Raw genomic sequence first — 15817 nt, forward strand, 5'->3', positions numbered from 1 at the left:
GAGTGTACGTGATCGTCGCTGTGGAAACCAGTCACGAACCGGCTTTGATACGCAGGAATTTCCTCATGCCCACGCTTCAGGATCCGCTTGTAGTCGGCGACTTGCAGCTTCCGAACCGGGTCATCATGGCGCCGTTGACGCGCTGTCGCGCGGTGGCCGGCCGGGTGCCGAATGCGCTCATGGCCGAGTATTACGTGCAGCGAGCGTCGGCCGGCCTGATCATCTCCGAGGCGACCTCGGTGACCCCGATGGGCGTGGGCTATCCCGACACGCCCGGCATCTGGTCGCCCGATCAGGTTGCGGGATGGAAGCCGATTACCGAGGCGGTTCATGCCGCGGGGGGCCGCATTCTCTTGCAACTCTGGCACGTGGGGCGGGTCTCCGACCCGATCTATCTCGACGGCGCACTCCCCGTCGCTCCGAGCGCGATCGCGCCTTCGGGCCACGTGAGTTTGGTTCGGCCGCTCAAGCCGTTCGTGACCCCGCGGGCCCTCGAGCTGGAAGAGATCCCGTGGATCATTGAGGCCTATCGCAAGGGGGCGGAGAACGCCAAGCTGGCCGGGTTCGACGGGGTGGAGATCCATGGTGCGAACGGCTACTTGCTCGACCAGTTTCTCCAGGACAGCACCAACCAGCGAACCGACGCGTACGGCGGGCCGATCGAGAACCGAGCCCGGCTCATGCTCGAGGTGACCGACGCCGTGATCTCGGTCTGGGGACCACGTCGGGTCGGCATGCACCTCGCCCCGCGCGGCGATGCGCACGCGATGGGGGATTCGAACCGCTCCGCCACCTTCGGCTATGTGGCGACGGAGCTGGGGCGGCGGGGCATCGCTTTCCTCTGTGCTCGCGAGCACCTCGGCGAGGGGCGGATCGGGCCCGACCTGAAACGAGCGTTCGGCGGCGTCTACATCGCCAACGAGAAGTTCACCAAAGCCACCGCCGAGCAAGTGCTCAACGCAGGCGAGGCCGACGCCGTTGCCTTTGGTGTCCAGTTCATCGCCAACCCGGACCTACCCCACCGCTTTGCGGTCGATGCCCCGCTCAACTCTCCGAACCCGGCGACCTTCTACGCGTCCGGCCCTGACGGCTACACCGACTATCCCCGCCTCGAGGCGGTGACCCAATCTGCTTGAGCAAATAATGGACAAATTTTGAGATTTCGTGGGGTTGGCTGTGTCCACCCGGCGAACGGAAAAGGCTTCACGGGAGCATGATCTGATGGAATATCGGCAGCTTGGCGGATCGGGTTTCAAGGTCCCCGTACTCAGCTTTGGTACCGGCACCTTTGGGGGCGGCAACGAGTTCTTCAAGGCGTGGGGGGCGAGCGACGTCGCCGAGGCGACACGGTTGGTCGACGTCTGTCTTGAGGCCGGGCTCACCATGTTCGACTCGGCCGACGTCTACTCGGACGGCCTGGCGGAGGAGATCCTCGGCCAGGCGATCAAGGGACGCCGGGACCAGGTGCTCATCTCCACCAAGGGGACGTTTCGCCATGGGGCGGGGCCGAACGACGTGGGCTCCTCGCGGTTCCATCTCACCAGGGCGGTCGAAGGGAGCTTGAGGAGGCTGGGCACGGATTATATCGACCTCTACCAGCTTCACGGTTATGACGCCTTGACGCCGGCTGAGGAGGTGCTGGGCACGCTCGACGACCTGGTTCGCGCGGGGAAGATTCGCTACATCGGCTGCTCGAATTTCTCCGGTTGGCACGTCATGAAGGCGCTGGCCGTCTCGGAAAAATACGGGCTCGCCCGGTACGTAGCGCATCAGGCGTACTACTCGCTGATCGGCCGCGACTACGAGTGGGAGTTGATGCCGCTGGCCCTCGACCAGAAGGTTGGCGCTGTGGTCTGGAGCCCGCTCGGGTGGGGCCGGCTTACCGGGAAGATCCGCCGCGGCGGGCCGCTTCCGCAAACCAGTCGGCTTCACAATCAGAAAGTGACCGACATCGGCCCGCCGGTTGCGGACGAGTTCCTCTTCCGCGTGGTCGACGCCCTCGATGAGGTCGCGAACGAGACCGGCAAGACCGTACCTCAGATCGCGCTCAACTGGCTGCTCCAGCGGCCGAGCGTCTCGACCGTCGTCATCGGAGCGCGGAACGAGGAGCAACTGCGGCAGAACCTCGGCGCCGTTGGCTGGAACCTCACCGCGGCCCAGGTCGCGACGCTCGACGCCGCCAGCGCCGTGACCTCGGCCTATCCGTACTGGCACCAGCGCGGCTTCGCCGAGCGAAACCCACCGCCCGTTGCCTGAGCGATCGATGGTCTTGGCATCGCCCGCCCGACCAGGTAGGGTCATTCCCACCGGCCGGGCGTTTTTTTTCAGAATCGCCTGTTCTCTGGTGCGCAACACGAGGAACGCAATGACTCACCGGCGACGATCGCTTCGAACTTGCTTTCCCTTACTTCTGTTCTTGCTTTCATTCGTCCCGGGTCCGAGCTTCGCCGCCGAGCCTACGTTCCGCAACCCGCTCAAGCTCGATGGGGCGGACCCCTGGGTGATCGTGCATGACGGCTGGTACTACCTCTCGACGACCACTTCGAGTGATATCCGGCTCCAGCGTGCCAGGCGACTGGGGGAACTCAAGGACGCGCCCAGCCAGGTCGTCTGGAAGGACGACAATCCATCGCGATTTCGAGATCTCTGGGCCCCCGAATTCCACCGATTCAATGGCGAGGACGGCCCGCACTGGTATCTCTACTACACGGCGTCCGACGGCGACGACACGCATCACCGCCTGTACGTGGCGGAGAGCCGCGGGGACGACCCGCTCGGTCCTTATACGTTCAAAGCGAAATTCAAGACCGATCCCGACGATCGCTATTACGCGATCGACGGCACCATTCTCAAGGTCGACGGGTCGCTCTACTTCCTCTGGTGCGGCCGCCCGAGCACGACGGGGCAAGGGCTCTATCTGTCACGGATGTCCAACCCGTGGACGCTGACCGGTCCGCGTGTGGCTCTGCCCGCCGCCGGCTTCGGCTGCGCGGGGGTGCGCGAAGGTCCGGTCACGCTCCAGCGTCACGGCAAAATCTTCCTGATCTACTCGGCGTGCCCCGCGGATACCCCGGACTACAAACTCGGGATGCTGATCGCCGACCCCGCCAGCGACTTGCTGGATCCGGCGTCGTGGAACCAGCACCCCACCCCGGTCTTCGAACGCGACGACGAAAAGGGCGTCTTCGGGCCAGGGCATAACGCCTTCTTCCGCTCTCCCGACGGCCAGGAAGACTGGATCGTCTACCACGCCAAGTCGGGCACCCGCCAGACCTACGCCGATCGCTCCACGCGGGCCCAACGATTCCACTGGAACCCGGACGGGACGCCGAACTTCGGCCGGCCCCTCCCCCTGACCTCCGAGATCGCTTCCCCGTCGGGCGAGCCTCCCGAAAAACAGTAAAGCCGTGAGTGTTTGCTGGATTCTTGATTCGTAGGGTGGGCACGGCCCACCTTCTTATTGTGTTTCTCTCTCTCCAGAAAGACAGGGAGCGACCGCCCCCTGTCTCTCTTCCCCTGGTGGGGCCGCGGTCTCACCTATCCGTTGGCTCGCTCCCCCGCGACGACGCTGAGGTCCCCCTGGGTGGGCACGATCCGGCTGAGTTGAAAGCCCGCTGCTTCATAGAGCTGCCGGAACTCGTCCGCGGTGCGCTCGGCGCCTCCTGGCAGGAGGAGCATGTTGAGGTCCAGGAGCTTGCCGAACGAGGGTTGGTTCCCTGTCGGTAGGACATGCTCGACGACCAGCAGTGTTGCCCGTTCCGGCATCGAACGGCGGATGTTCCCCAGAATTCGCGTGGACTTTTCGTCATCCCAGTCGTGGATGATGTGTCTCATGAAATAGGCGTCGGCTTCGACGGGGATGGAGTCGAAGAAGTTGCCGGCGATCAACTGGCAGCGATCGGCGACACCGGCCTGTTCCAGGTTTTGGCGGGCGCGGTCGATGACGTGAGGGAGGTCGAAAAGGATCCCGTTCATTTGGGGATAGCGTTGTAAGATGCCGATCAGGTTCCGGCCATTGCCGCCGCCGATATCCGCCAGGACGTTGATGCCGGAGAGGTCATAGGCGTCGAGAAAGGCTTGGGTTTCGCGTCCGTGGATCGAGGTCATGGCGGCGTCGAATAAGGCAGCCTGTTCGGGGCGTTCCCCCAGGTAGTCGAAGATCGGCTTGCCGTAGATGCGGTCGAATGCGGTTTCGCCCGTCCGGATGCTCCCCAACAAGTCGCCCCACGCCTGGTAATGCTCTTCGCCCATCATGACGGCCATCGCCCACTGCGAGCTCGGCTCATCGCTCCGGAGCGTCTCGGCCAGCGGAGTGAGCTGAAACCGACCCGCGCCGTCCTCGGAGAAGATGCCCACGCTCGCCAGGGCTCGGAGCAGGCGGTAAAGCGAGCGAGCGTGCGTGCCGGTGGTCTGGGCAAGCTCCTCAACGCCCTTGGGGCCGTCCTTGAGCCGGTCGGCGAGACCGAGCTTGGCGGCGACGTATACGGCTTGCGAGATCCAGGATCCGGTGATCATCCGGGCCATCTGGTCCTGGGCGGTCGGTTCGGGCATGATCGGCTCCTTCGTCGGTTCAGAACAGTCTTCCGTGCCCTGGGCTGGGCTCGAAGGAAGATAGCGGTTCCGTGGAGCCGATGACAAGCCGGGAATCGCCACTTGTTGGCGGCGGTCATCCTTGACTTCGCACGCCCGGAAAGTTTCGCTCGCCCTAACGGCGAGCAGGGAGCGTCAGCTCCCTGTCTTTGTGAGAGAGAAGAGGCAAGCGCGATCAGACAGGGAGCTTACGCTTTTTGTTTATCATGAAAATTGACGATCAAGTCTTTTGTTCAAAATCAACGTCGATGACTTCTTCTTCCCCCTTGCCCTGTTTTTGCCCCGCGCCTCCGTTCGACGATGTGGCGGCTCCTGCTCCCGCCTGGCCTCCAGGTGTGGCCGCTGATGCGGCGTAGAGGTGTTCGGACATGGCCTGGCTGGCCCGTTGCAGGTCCTCGAGCGCCTGGTTGATCGCGGCGGTGTCTTCCCCGGTCTTCACCTGGTTGACCTTGGCGATGGCGCCTCGGACCGCAGCCATATCGGATTCCGAAAGTTTGCCCTTATTCTCCTCGAGGAGTTTTTCCAGTTGGTAGACGCGCTGTTCGGCACTGTTGCGGGCCTCGGCGAGATCGCGACGGCGCTTGTCCTCGGCGGCGTGCGCGGCGGCGTCGTGCTGCATGCGCTCGATCTCGTCCTTGGTCAGGCCGCCGGACGATTCGACCTTGACCGACTGCTCCTTGCCGGTGCCCTTGTCCTTGGCGGAGACCTGGAGGATTCCGTTGGCATCGAGGTTGAACGCCACCTCGATTTGAGGCGTTCCCATGCGGGCGGGCGGGATCCCGTCCAGGTTGAACTCGCTGAGCAGCCGGTTATCGGCCGCCATCGGCCGCTCGCCTTGATAAACCTTGATCGTGACCGCGGTCTGGTTGTCGTCGGCGGTGGTGAACGTCTCTTTCTTCTCGGTCGGGATCGTGGTGTTCCGCTCCACGAGCTTGGTGAAGACGCCTCCCTTGGTCTCCAGGCCGAGCGAGAGTGGGGTGACGTCGAGCAGGAGCAGATCCTTGACCTCGCCGGTCAAGACCGCGCCTTGAATCGCCGCGCCGACGGCGACGACCTCGTCGGGGTTGACCCCCTTGTGGGGCTCCTTGCCAAACAGTTCCTTGACGATCTGCTGGACCCGTGGCATCCGAGTTGCGCCGCCGACGAGGACGACCTCGTGGATCTCCGCCGGGGTGAGCTTGGCGTCTTCGAGCGCCTTGCGGACCGGCGGCTTGACGCGCTCGAAGAGTGCGTCGGTCAACTTCTCGAACTGGGCGCGGGTGATCACCGTCGTGAGGTGCTTGGGGCCGTGCTGGTCGGCGGTGATGAACGGCAGGTTGATGTCGGCCTGGGCCTGGAACGAGAGGTCTTTTTTGGCCTTCTCGGCGGCTTCCTTCAAGCGTTGGAGGGCCATCTGGTCTTGGCGAAGATCGATCCCCTGCTCTTTCTTGAAGGTGCTGGCGATGTCGTTGATCAGGGCCTCATCCCAGTCGTCGCCCCCCAGGTGGGTGTCGCCGTGGGTGGAGAGGACTTCAAACACGCCGTCGCCAACGTCGAGGATCGAGATGTCGTAGGTGCCGCCGCCGAGGTCGAAGACGGCGATCTTCTCGTTCTTCTTCTTGTCGAGTCCATAGGCGAGGGCCGCGGCGGTCGGCTCGTTGATGATTCGGGCGACTTCCAGACCGGCGATCTGGCCGGCGTCCTTGGTGGCCTGGCGCTGGCTGTCGTTGAAGTAGGCGGGAACCGTGATCACGGCCTTGCGGACCTTGTGTCCGAGGTGGCTCTCGGCGGCCTCCTTCAGCTTGCGGAGGATGTAGGCCGAGATCTCGGGGGGCGTGTACTCCTTGCCGCTCACCTGGATTTTGACGAAGTCGTCGGGGCCGCCGACGATGGTGTACGGGACCATCTTTTCCTCGGTGGCGACTTCCTTGTGCCGCCGCCCCATGAACCGTTTGATGGAATAGACCGTCCCCTTGGGGTTGGTGACGGCCTGGCGTCTGGCCGGCTCGCCGACGAGGACCTCTCCCTTGCTGGTGAAGGCGACGACCGAGGGGGTCAGCCGGCTGCCCTCTTGGTTGGGAATGACCGTCGGCTCGCCCCCTTCCATCACCGCCACGACGCTGTTGGTCGTCCCCAGGTCGATCCCAATAATCTTTTCGCCTTCTGCCACGATGAACCTCCTCTCGAGTGTCCGACGAGCCAGGATCCAAGGTCGACGTCAGTCAGGTCACGCACGAGCGTTGGGAACGAGCCTCACGAGGGCAAAGGGGACGAGTGAATCCGTCGGCAAGTCGTGATTTCTTAGGGTCAAGGGTTATGCGAAGTTCGGTGGACGTTTGATGATCGACTCGCTCGGGTCGATCACGGGATGGCCGATTCCATGGATCATGAGGTGCGACCAACTCCGCATCCGGAATCCGAGGACGATCATCAGCACGCCGAAGGCGATCGAGTACGCTCCGATCAGCCAGACGACGGCCAGGGCCCCGGTGACTGGCCTGACGATCAGGGCCAGTCCAAACAGGACGGACAGCATGCCGCTGATCGCCAGCAGCCATTCGCCTTCGATCTCCTTGCGGAGCCGGAGGGCCGCGATGATTTCGAGCACGCCCGTGAGGACGGCCCAGAACGCGATCAGGTAGAGTAACGCCAGCGCCGTGATCCCCGGCCAGGCGAATGCCACGATGCCCACGGCGACGCCGAGCAGGCCATCAATGAGCAAGGCCCACCAATGCTGTCCCCCCACCGGCCGCCCGGAAATGGCCGCAGCGATGGTGAAAAGGCCACCGACCAGGGCGAAGGCCCCGTAGAGCAGAATCAAGCTCGCCAGGGTGATCCCCGGCCAGGCGAAGGCCGCGACCCCGAAGAGCACCGCGACGACACCGCGCAACACCAGGGCCCACCAGTTCCGTGCCAAGACGACCATTTTCTTGCTCCCATGCGTGAATAGAGATTTGAATCAAAAAGGATGCATTGGTTGAGTTTTTTTGAGCCATTCCCTTCCCTACCGTGGGGGGCGGACTCGAGGACTTTTCGGGACAGTAACGAGGACCAACCGAGTGATCGCCAGCCACTCGGGCGGTCGTTTCGAGACCCGGTCGCAGTTGCCGTCGTCATCGCTATTGCCGACGGCCCCCCGCGATTGCGGGGGGCGTGGACCGGTGGGTCAAGAACTGGTGATTAAAGATGGTGATGGAGCCATGTGTTGACTTTGTCCCACCAGTGCGTCGCCGTTTGGCCCTGGCGTGCTCGCTCGGCGGGGCTGGTGGGGTGGGTTCGCTCCAGGCGGAGCTGGTTCTCCATTTGGTCGACCTCACGCAGGAGATCATCTACATCCTTGCGCTTGTCTTTCGGGAGCACTTCGCGGTAGACCATCAACCGCTGATGAGCGACATTGATATTGGTCATGGCCTGCTCGGTGTTGTTCTCTTCCAAGGACCGCTTCGCAAACCAGATCGCGTCCCGGGCGGAGGCGAGTTCGGAGTCCTCCTTGAAGGAGCGGAAATCGAGGCCACGGACCAGGGCCATCGCCAGCGCCTTGGAGGCGACGTCGGCCTTGTTCTCTCCGAGGGCCTTGGTTGCCCTCGTGAGCTGGGCCTCGATCGGGTCGAGTTTGGCGATGGCCTCCGTGATGACTCGCTCGGACTCGACAACCTGGAGGCCGGCGACCGCAAATGCATTACGTCGGGCCTCCACGATCGGGGCCAACGTCTGGGAATGGAGAATCCCCGCGTATAAGGGAATGTCGTCGTCCTGGATCGTGAGCTCGTCCTCGAAGATCAGTTTGCCGTCGGGGGCGACGGTCTTCGTATGGACAATCGTCTTGGGCAGCATCTTGCGGATCGCCAAGGTTCCCTCACGCCCCTTGGTCAGTTCCTTGAGCGCCCCAGTGGGATCGTCGGCATCAAGCGCAACGCGAGCCTTCTCGATGTGCTCGAAGATATCCACCATCAGCAGCGAGAGCTGCCGCTGATCTTCTTGGGGCAGGCTCCCCGTGGTCTCGTTCGTCAGCTCGGTATGATACCCCTTCTCGGTGCCGAAGGTTCGGACAACGCGAGGGTTGTTCTTCTCCTTGTTGGTTTCTTGGTCCTTGGTCGAGGTCGAGGACGTCTGCTGCCCCCACGCCGGCCCAGCGGTAAACCCGAAGACCAGCAGGCATGCGGCCAGAAGTCGCCACGTGGATCTCGACTCTGAATGACGGTCTCGCATGATTGGATCTCCTTAAGTTTTGGTGGCTGGTCAACCTCCCGAGGTGCGTTGCTCGGGTGGATACTTCATGCATTCTCCGAACAGGGCATCGAATTCCGGACTCAGCTCAGCGGCCTCCCCCTTGAGTTGCCGCAGGAACTCGCGTTCCTCGTCTTCGACCTTGTCGTCCTGAAGAACCATGCGTCGGAGCCATTCCGACTTCTCAGGTCCGATCCGGCCGTCCGCCAGGATGTACTTCTTGATCGAGTTGTAGAAGAATTGCTCGAAGGCATGCGTGCGCTGTTGCACTCGCTTGTGCAGCTCGACCAGGAAATCGGCCTCTCTGAGGTTGAACGTACCGTTGGTCAACAAGGCGCTGCGAAGCACCTCGATTTCATGGCCTTCCACCCGTCCGTTGCGGAGGATCCGCTCTTCAAGTCCGCGTAAATCGACCATGATTGAGTCTCCCGAAAAATATAAAAAAAGGGCCCCCCCTCGAAGGGTTTGGGTTCCTTGAGGTTCGGGGCTCCGGGCTGACGGGATGCCCCGTTGGTTGGGGCGGGATCCGAATCACTCATCTGCGGGGCCGACCGAGGTCGTGCGCGGGACAAACCGACACACAGCGAGTTCACGCGTCTTGGAATGAGCTCGAGACCTGGGCGCTCAGCCAGGCAATCGTGGCTTCCGCGACTCCAAACGAGGAGGTGGGGTTTTGCCCGGTCACGAGGTTGCGATCCGTGATGATATAAGGCATCCAGGACTTCCCTGACTGGAAGTCGGCCCCTTGGTCGCGCAGCCTGGTTTCGAGGAGGAACGGCATCTTGGCCGCCAGCCCGACCTCGTGCTCTTCCTGGTTCGTGAACCCGGTGAGCCGATACCCCTGAAACGTCCAGGTGCCGTCCGCATGAGTGGCCGGCAGCAGCCCCGCGGAGCCGTGACAGACGGCGGCAATGAGCTTGTGGTCCTCCTGCATGCGACTGAGGATTTCCCCGAGCTCCGGCGAGTGAGCCAGGTCCTGCAAGGGGCCATGGCCCCCTGGCAGAAAGATTGCGTCGTAGGAGTCGACCTGGGCCTGGGAGAGTCGTTCCAAGACGAGTGGGTGCTTCAGATCCTCAAGCGAGTCGAGATACTCCTTGAAGTGCTTGATCACCTTCGACCCTCCCGAGTTTTTCTCCGGAGTCAGGCTTTCCTGATCAAGCGGGGCCGGGACGCCGCCCGGCGTGGCGATCTCCACGATGAAACCGGCCGTTTTGAACAACTCGTGAGGGACGACGAGCTCCTCGGCCCAGAAGCCGGTCTTCCGAATCGTCCCATCGATCAAGGTCAGGTGATCGACCCCAGTCACGACCATCAGGAGTCGGATCATGTTGTCGTTCCTTTCGCCTCGGCACGTTCGTCGTCGATCCCGCGCTTTTCCCGTCCCGGACGATCGAACCTTGCACTCAAGTCAGCAGACGCAAGGGGTGCGCCATGCGATCGGTGCGGGGCGGGATCTTTTGGGTGGATCGTCTTAACTTTTGGATTTGCAACAGGTTGCGAGCAGGGATGGGCGGTGTGGGACGTGAAGCGAGGGCGGTGGGCGAGTGATCCCCGGCACGGAGATCGGGTGACACTTTGTCGGGCCTACTCAGAGTGAGCGACATCTTGGCGAAGCGGCGCGCCGTGGTTTTTCCCAACCGCGCGGCTCCTGCGTTCGCTTTTTTGAACCCATTCTCTCGCGCGGCGAACGTGGGCATGCGCAAGGCGTTGGCAGGGAGCAAAGTTCGCCAGCTCCCGGCGCCTACCTGGGCTTGGAGTCACTTCGCTCGGCATACCCCTGGCACCGGAGGACCGGCTGGCTGGGGTATTTCACGAACCGAGCATCGGTTTGCGACCGTTCGCAGAGCAAGAACCGGGATCCTTTCCCTGAGATGATCACCCTCATCCCCTCGCAACGTTCACAGAGGCTCACTGTCATCATCGTGATCTCCTTGCCAGAAAGGAGGTTGAACGGAGAAATAAATCTCAGATTTTTAACCACGAATAACACGAATAGTTCAAGGATTTAGAATTAATTAATTTTTGGTTTTGTTTGTTGTTTTATTCGTGTTATTCGTGGTTGAAAATCTTAATTTGGGACGTGCCCACCCCAAGGTTGACCACGCCGAAGCGTCAGCCTGCTCATTCTGCCGTCCGTGACGAGCCGGAGGCCGCTCCCTTGGGATCGGACGCGTTGTCGGCTTGCGATGAAGATCACTCTTCCTCGCGCAAGGCTTCGATCACGCTGACCGGCGAGGGGGTCGCAATGATCCGCGCGAGCCGGAAGCCGGCGGCTGCCAGGAGGTCGCGGAACTCGTCCGCGGTCCGCTCTCGTCCCCCGGTCATCACGAGCATGTTCAAATCCATGAACTTGCCCAGGGAGGGCTCATTCCGTGGCGGGATCACCGACTCGACCAGGAGGAGCCGGCCCCCTCGAGCCATCGCGCGATGGCAGTTCTTGAGGATCGCGACACTCTTGGCGTCGTCCCAATCGTGAATGATCCACTTGAGCGTGTAGATGTCGCCGCCGCCGGGGACCGACGCGAAGAAATCACCGCCGACGGCCTCGATCCGTCCTCCCAGCCCCTCCGCGCTGAGGAGGCCGTTTTGCCCCTCCGCGACGACCCGAGGCGCATCGAAGAGAATCCCCTTCGCCGTCGGGTTCGCCTTGAGGATCGCAGCCAGGAAGGTGCCGTGTCCCCCTCCTACGTCCACCACGGTGCGGCCATGGGAGAAGTCGCAGGAGCGGACCACCGCCGCTTCGATCGACCGGGTGAGCCCGGACATCGACTCGTTGAAGACCTGGGCGACCTCCTGGTTCTGAGCGTAATACTCCCAGACCGGCATCCCGAAGTGGTGGTCGAAGGCGATCTCCCCGGTTTTCACGCTCTGGAGGACGTTGCGCCAGGCGTCGTAATGGTCTTCGCCCAACTCCGAAATCGCACTCGCCCGGAGCGAGCCGGGAACGCCGGACCGGAGGACGTCGCTCAGGGGCGTCGCCGCGAATCGCCCTTGCTCGTCCTCAAGGAAAATTCCGGTGCTCGCCAGCGCCCGGAGCACCCGGTACAGCGAAGGGGCGTGCGTGCCCGTCGCCGCGGCCAATTCGTCGGCCGACTTCGGCCCCTCCTGCACGAAGTCGGCAAGTCCGAGCTTCGCGGCGACGTAGACCGCCCGCGAAGTCCAGAAACCGTTGATGATCTGGAAGAGCTGCTCGGTAGGGGAAGGCGTCGCTTGAGCCATGCAAATCCTCCTGGGCATGAACCGGGGAAGGTGGAGACCTTAACCCGGTGTTTTGTTCAACGCAATCCATCTTAAATAACGATGTTGTTGGTATAAACGATCAATCGAATGAAAAAGAATGAGAGAATGGCGGCATACCCTGGCCGAGGCAAGTCCGCCTTCGCCAGCCCGGAACTGGTACGGCGCCAAGTGACGTGAGACGATAAGATACGCGACCTCACCCCGGGTATCGTGCCAGATCAAGGACAGAACGTCGGGACCGGGCTGGTCGCCTCAGCCCATGGAATCGAAATCGGCGAGGAAGAAGCGACACGTGATGACGACAATCATGAGGGGCGACCCCACGACGTGCGATCCGGAGCGGGACGGTTGATCGCGCCGGAGTCTCCCGCCGCAAGCGAACGGCTGGAGCGAACGCCGCGCTGGCGCAGAGTGGTGGGCGATCTCCTGTGGGGACTCTCGGCCTTGTTCTGGCTTGCCCTGGTCGGGACCTTGTGGGTTCAGCCCGACGCGTGCGCGGCGATCACGGTCTTCCCGGTTTGGGCTTGGCTCGTTCCCGGCTTGACTCTCAGCCTTACGGCGTGGGGAGTGCGTCGTCAGGGCCGTCGCGGAGTCGCGATCGTCGCCTTCTTGGCCTGGTGTCTTTTCGTGCTTGCGTTTGCGGAAGAACCAGGGAGCCTGATGCGGTCGTTGACCGCGACCTCCTCCGAGAATGCCTGGCGTGAGGCGAGGCGGGCCGGACGAGCCGTGCGGGTCGTTTCCTTGAATTGCGCGATCGGGAATCCGAACGCCGCGCGCGAAGTCGCGCGCTACCGCCCCGACATCGTGCTGCTCCAGGAGTCGCTCAACCGAGCGGTGGTCGAGGCGTTGGCTCGCGAATTATTCGGGGAGGAGGGGAGCGTCGTTCCCGGGCCCGACGCCTCGTTGCTCGTGCGCGGGAAAGTGGTCGCCGCACCCTTGCCGCCGAACCTGCGCGCGTACTTCGTCCAGGCGCGAGTCCAACTCGCGTCGGGTCTCGCGGTCGAGGTGATGAGCACGAGACTGGTGCCCGCGGTCTTCCGGCTCGACGTCGGGTCGCCCGACTGTTGGCGTGAGCAAGCGGCCAATCGGCGACAACGGCGCGAGCAAGTCGCAACCCTCGTCCGTCGCCTTGAGGCGATCCCTGCCTCGATCCCGATCATCCTGGGAGGAGACCTCAACGCCCCACAACGAGACGCGGCGTTCCGGCCGTTTTCGCCTCGACTTTACGACACCTTTCGCGAGGCGGGACGGGGTTGGGGGAATACGATCATCAATGACTTCCCCTTTCTTCGGATCGACCAGGTTTGGGCGTCGCGTTCGCTTCGAACGCGGAAGGTCATCGTTGCCAAGACCCGGTATTCGGATCATCGTATGGTGATTTGCGACTTGGAACTTTTGCAGCCCTGAGGGGCGACCGTCAAAAATTAAGGGCGGGCTCGGTTCAAGCGAGGAATATCGCCAAATCACGATTTCTCCAGGCCCAATTTCTCAAACCGAGCCGAAAACTGCCCCGAGGAAATGGCGGATTCGGAAGCCGCCGACCAGATATTGGTTTTCGATCACGAGGTAGATGATCGTCGCAACCAGGAAGAGCCCCGCCATGGCGATGAGGTAGAGAGCGAGCACCGGCAACGGGCCCAGCCGGGCCTCGAACCGGCGAGCGCCTTGCCAGGCGAGCCAGCCGATGACTGGATAGGCGACGAGGCCTGCTGAGGCCAACGCGATCAGGCTGGGATCCGCCTGACGCTGATCCTGGACGTTCACGATCGCGATCGCCGTGTACAGGACCAGCAGCCCAAGATGCCAGGTCTTCAGTTGGCAGCAAGACGCCAGCCACGCTTTCGATCGAGAAGGAGCGTGAATTCCCGTCATGTTCGTTTCCTTATCGAAGGACCTGACCCGAATCAGTACTGATCGTTCGAGATCACCTCGCCCCCGCTCGGCGTTCCCAGCGCCTTGAAGATTCGCGGGTCGATGGTGTTCTTGAGGTACCGGACCGAACCATCAACGAATGAGAAATTCGCTCCACCGGGAAAGGGGCCGCCAAACCCGTCGAGCGAGCGGTTGATTCCTTGGGCCGGATCACGCCAGTTCGTGGGGTGGCCCCACGGCTTGAAGTGGGAAGGGGCCTCTCCCGCCATGAGCGTTTGCGCTCCGCCGTCGGTGATGTCTTTGGAGTTGCGACTTTTGTCACCTCCGAGCACCCACGCATTTCCGGAGTAATGACTGAGGGCGTAACCCTTGCTGTCCTTCTCGAAGCCGTGGATTCCCGGGTTGTTGTAGAACTCCAGGGTGGTCCCGAACGATGTGCTGTTGCTCCGGTCGTTCCAAGGGAGGTCGAAGTTGATCTGGTTGTACAGAACCTGATTGTCCATTTGGGCCAGGATCAGTGCCTGCCAACCGTGTTGAGCACGCCCCTGCGAGTCGAACGTCCCACCGGGAGGATAATATGCTGTTTCCTCATGATGATGATAGTTGTAAAGAGCCAGCCCCATCTGTTTGAGGTTGTTGACCGCTTGAGAACGCTCGCCTCTCATGATGCCAAATGAGAGAAGAGGCTCGCTCGATGTCAGGAGCCAACCCGTCTGGTGGGCGACTCCCACACTCGTGAGCCCGGCCACGAACATCAATACGATGATCGCAACCAACGAGGTGGTCCACGACCACTTCCACGGACTCGTGGGTGGGTCGCCCCCCTGCCCTTGTTGAATCTGTCCGTGGAGCCATCGCAGGAAGTGGTGCAGCCCGACCGCGAATAAAGTGAGGCAAACGACACCACTGAGGATGCCGCTGCCGTTGATCTGAACCTCCGGGGACCTTTTCAGAAAGAGCAGCCAGCCAAAGGCGAGGCTCACGATCAGATCGATGGGTACGGCGATGCCGGCGCATCCCAACAGCAGGAGGATCAGGAATCCCAGGCTTCCCCACTTGAGGCTTCCCCACTTGAGGCTTCGACGCATCAGGGGTTCCTCGCTTCAACGTTCTCTTGGGTTTCCTGAGCGTTCATCCAGCGGATCTCGCCGCTGGTCAGGAGCACGAGCCGGCCGTTGCCGAAGAGGTCGGGCTCGAGCGCGAGGGGTGTTGCCCCTCGGTCCGCGACCTGCCCGCCGTGATAGACGTACCGCATGCCTGAAGGGTCCGGCACCTGCCAGAACGGCTCGGGAATGGCGGGGTCGGTGGCGTCGGCCGGGAATTGGCCCTCGTGCCCTCGGGCGTAGGTCCAGAGCGCACCGCGGAGCCGTTCGAGGCTCTGGCGGCGGGTCGACTCTTGCTCGGGGATCGGTGGCTTGGTCGCGTCCGGGAGTTTGAAGGTGTACCCCTCTTGCCGCCAGGCGCCCGGAGTCATGAGCTCACGCGCCCCCGAGATCATCGTCAGGACGAGGAGGAAAAGCAGGCCCCAGAGCACGACAACCCCCACCGCCTTCCCATACGAGAGCCGGGGGAGCCGGGAGAAGTCGGCACGGAGCGAATTCCAGACCCACTGGATGCCCAACGCACAGACCAGGAAGCCAACCAAGAAGAACGAGATCGTTTGCGCCCGCATCCGCGCGATGTCGGAAAGCGTTACGGTCGGCATGCCCGCAACCGCCGACCGCGGCCCCAGAGCGAGCAGGATTGTTCCGAACATGAGACTGCGGACAATCGATGACATGGCGTTTGGCCCCTGGGTTCCAGGTCAGCCGGTGAGCGGCCAAGACAATTGTCAGACTTCGGCTCGAAGATTTCAAGAGGAGGATCGGGAGACGCATCCCCACTCGCTTTTTGCGGGAGGTTTGAAGTG

The 15817-nt window shown here is 62.5% G+C and carries 15 protein-coding genes; 4 read left to right on the forward strand and 11 right to left on the reverse strand.

Annotation, left to right across the window (positions count from 1 at the left end):
- Positions 1 to 65 precede the first annotated feature (65 nt).
- The 3 genes from BUS42_RS27055 to BUS42_RS27065 all read left to right on the forward strand — a co-directional run bounded on the left by BUS42_RS27055 (position 66) and on the right by BUS42_RS27065 (position 3403).
- Positions 66 to 1136 (forward strand): alkene reductase, encoded by a 1071-nt coding sequence (locus BUS42_RS27055; protein WP_074312221.1) that lies wholly within the window; start codon positions 66 to 68, stop codon positions 1134 to 1136.
- An 85-nt stretch (positions 1137 to 1221) separates the two neighbouring features.
- Entirely contained in the window at positions 1222 to 2256 is a 1035-nt protein-coding gene (locus BUS42_RS27060) for an aldo/keto reductase (protein WP_074312223.1), read from the forward strand.
- A gap of 109 nt (positions 2257 to 2365) precedes the next feature.
- Positions 2366 to 3403, forward strand: coding sequence for a glycoside hydrolase family 43 protein (locus BUS42_RS27065; RefSeq protein WP_083670685.1), 1038 nt, complete (start codon positions 2366 to 2368; stop codon positions 3401 to 3403).
- Between the two features lie 134 nt (positions 3404 to 3537).
- Here the strand turns inward: BUS42_RS27065 and BUS42_RS27070 are convergent, their stop codons facing one another.
- From BUS42_RS27070 to BUS42_RS27105, 8 genes are all read right to left on the reverse strand, one after another.
- Complete coding sequence (locus tag BUS42_RS27070; protein WP_074312225.1) at positions 3538 to 4551, reverse strand: methyltransferase; 1014 nt, start codon at positions 4549 to 4551, stop codon at positions 3538 to 3540.
- Positions 4552 to 4810: 259 nt separating this feature from the next.
- A complete protein-coding gene (gene dnaK, locus BUS42_RS27075) occupies positions 4811 to 6739 on the reverse strand; it encodes a molecular chaperone DnaK (RefSeq protein WP_074312227.1) in 1929 nt (642 codons plus the stop codon).
- 144 nt (positions 6740 to 6883) lie between these two features.
- Positions 6884 to 7495, reverse strand: coding sequence for an HdeD family acid-resistance protein (locus tag BUS42_RS27080; RefSeq protein WP_074312229.1), 612 nt, complete (start codon positions 7493 to 7495; stop codon positions 6884 to 6886).
- A gap of 254 nt (positions 7496 to 7749) precedes the next feature.
- Complete coding sequence (locus tag BUS42_RS27085) at positions 7750 to 8778, reverse strand: YfdX family protein (protein WP_074312231.1); 1029 nt, start codon at positions 8776 to 8778, stop codon at positions 7750 to 7752.
- 30 nt (positions 8779 to 8808) lie between these two features.
- On the reverse strand, positions 8809 to 9213 hold the full coding sequence (locus BUS42_RS27090; RefSeq protein ID WP_074312233.1) for a hypothetical protein: 405 nt from the start codon (positions 9211 to 9213) through the stop codon (positions 8809 to 8811).
- Between the two features lie 172 nt (positions 9214 to 9385).
- Positions 9386 to 10123 (reverse strand): type 1 glutamine amidotransferase domain-containing protein, encoded by a 738-nt coding sequence (locus BUS42_RS27095; RefSeq protein ID WP_074312235.1) that lies wholly within the window; start codon positions 10121 to 10123, stop codon positions 9386 to 9388.
- Positions 10124 to 10537: 414 nt separating this feature from the next.
- The gene (locus BUS42_RS27100; protein WP_074312237.1) at positions 10538 to 10717 is read right to left on the reverse strand and encodes a hypothetical protein; all 180 of its coding nucleotides are present in this window, start codon (positions 10715 to 10717) and stop codon (positions 10538 to 10540) included.
- Between the two features lie 272 nt (positions 10718 to 10989).
- Positions 10990 to 12015, reverse strand: coding sequence for a methyltransferase (locus tag BUS42_RS27105; RefSeq protein WP_074312239.1), 1026 nt, complete (start codon positions 12013 to 12015; stop codon positions 10990 to 10992).
- A 369-nt stretch (positions 12016 to 12384) separates the two neighbouring features.
- Between BUS42_RS27105 and BUS42_RS27110 the strand changes: the two genes are divergently transcribed.
- Complete coding sequence (locus tag BUS42_RS27110) at positions 12385 to 13443, forward strand: endonuclease/exonuclease/phosphatase family protein (protein WP_143206527.1); 1059 nt, start codon at positions 12385 to 12387, stop codon at positions 13441 to 13443.
- An 81-nt stretch (positions 13444 to 13524) separates the two neighbouring features.
- Here BUS42_RS27110 and BUS42_RS27115 read toward each other — a convergent pair whose 3' ends face one another.
- Genes BUS42_RS27115 through BUS42_RS27125 form a run of 3 tightly spaced genes read right to left on the reverse strand, consistent with a single transcriptional unit; the run spans position 13525 to position 15688 of the window.
- Complete coding sequence (locus BUS42_RS27115) at positions 13525 to 13908, reverse strand: hypothetical protein (protein WP_074312243.1); 384 nt, start codon at positions 13906 to 13908, stop codon at positions 13525 to 13527.
- Positions 13909 to 13940: 32 nt separating this feature from the next.
- Positions 13941 to 14996 carry a DUF1559 family PulG-like putative transporter gene (locus BUS42_RS27120; RefSeq protein WP_074312245.1) on the reverse strand — a complete coding sequence of 352 codons (1056 nt, stop codon included), beginning with the start codon at positions 14994 to 14996 and terminating at the stop codon, positions 13941 to 13943.
- Positions 14996 to 15688: a hypothetical protein gene (locus tag BUS42_RS27125; protein ID WP_254053819.1), complete on the reverse strand. Its 693-nt coding sequence runs from the start codon at positions 15686 to 15688 to the stop codon at positions 14996 to 14998. The genes BUS42_RS27120 and BUS42_RS27125 overlap by 1 nt, the downstream gene beginning before the upstream one ends.
- Positions 15689 to 15817 lie beyond the last annotated feature (129 nt).

Source organism: Singulisphaera sp. GP187, assembly GCF_900129635.1.
In the GTDB taxonomy this organism is placed as follows: domain Bacteria; phylum Planctomycetota; class Planctomycetia; order Isosphaerales; family Isosphaeraceae; genus Singulisphaera.

Bases quoted from the DNA above. Each gene is read 5' to 3' on its own strand.
- BUS42_RS27055 (WP_074312221.1), top strand. From the start codon at position 66: ATGCCCACGCTTCAGGATCCGCTTGTAGTCGGCGACTTGCAGCTTCCG.
- BUS42_RS27060 (WP_074312223.1), top strand. From the start codon at position 1,222: ATGGAATATCGGCAGCTTGGCGGATCGGGTTTCAAGGTCCCCGTACTC.
- BUS42_RS27065 (WP_083670685.1), top strand. From the start codon at position 2,366: ATGACTCACCGGCGACGATCGCTTCGAACTTGCTTTCCCTTACTTCTG.
- BUS42_RS27070 (WP_074312225.1), bottom strand. From the start codon at position 4,551: ATGCCCGAACCGACCGCCCAGGACCAGATGGCCCGGATGATCACCGGA.
- BUS42_RS27080 (WP_074312229.1), bottom strand. From the start codon at position 7,495: ATGGTCGTCTTGGCACGGAACTGGTGGGCCCTGGTGTTGCGCGGTGTC.
- BUS42_RS27085 (WP_074312231.1), bottom strand. From the start codon at position 8,778: ATGCGAGACCGTCATTCAGAGTCGAGATCCACGTGGCGACTTCTGGCC.
- BUS42_RS27090 (WP_074312233.1), bottom strand. From the start codon at position 9,213: ATGGTCGATTTACGCGGACTTGAAGAGCGGATCCTCCGCAACGGACGG.
- BUS42_RS27095 (WP_074312235.1), bottom strand. From the start codon at position 10,123: ATGATCCGACTCCTGATGGTCGTGACTGGGGTCGATCACCTGACCTTG.
- BUS42_RS27100 (WP_074312237.1), bottom strand. From the start codon at position 10,717: ATGATGACAGTGAGCCTCTGTGAACGTTGCGAGGGGATGAGGGTGATC.
- BUS42_RS27105 (WP_074312239.1), bottom strand. From the start codon at position 12,015: ATGGCTCAAGCGACGCCTTCCCCTACCGAGCAGCTCTTCCAGATCATC.
- BUS42_RS27115 (WP_074312243.1), bottom strand. From the start codon at position 13,908: ATGACGGGAATTCACGCTCCTTCTCGATCGAAAGCGTGGCTGGCGTCT.
- BUS42_RS27120 (WP_074312245.1), bottom strand. From the start codon at position 14,996: ATGCGTCGAAGCCTCAAGTGGGGAAGCCTCAAGTGGGGAAGCCTGGGA.
- BUS42_RS27125 (WP_254053819.1), bottom strand. From the start codon at position 15,688: ATGTCATCGATTGTCCGCAGTCTCATGTTCGGAACAATCCTGCTCGCT.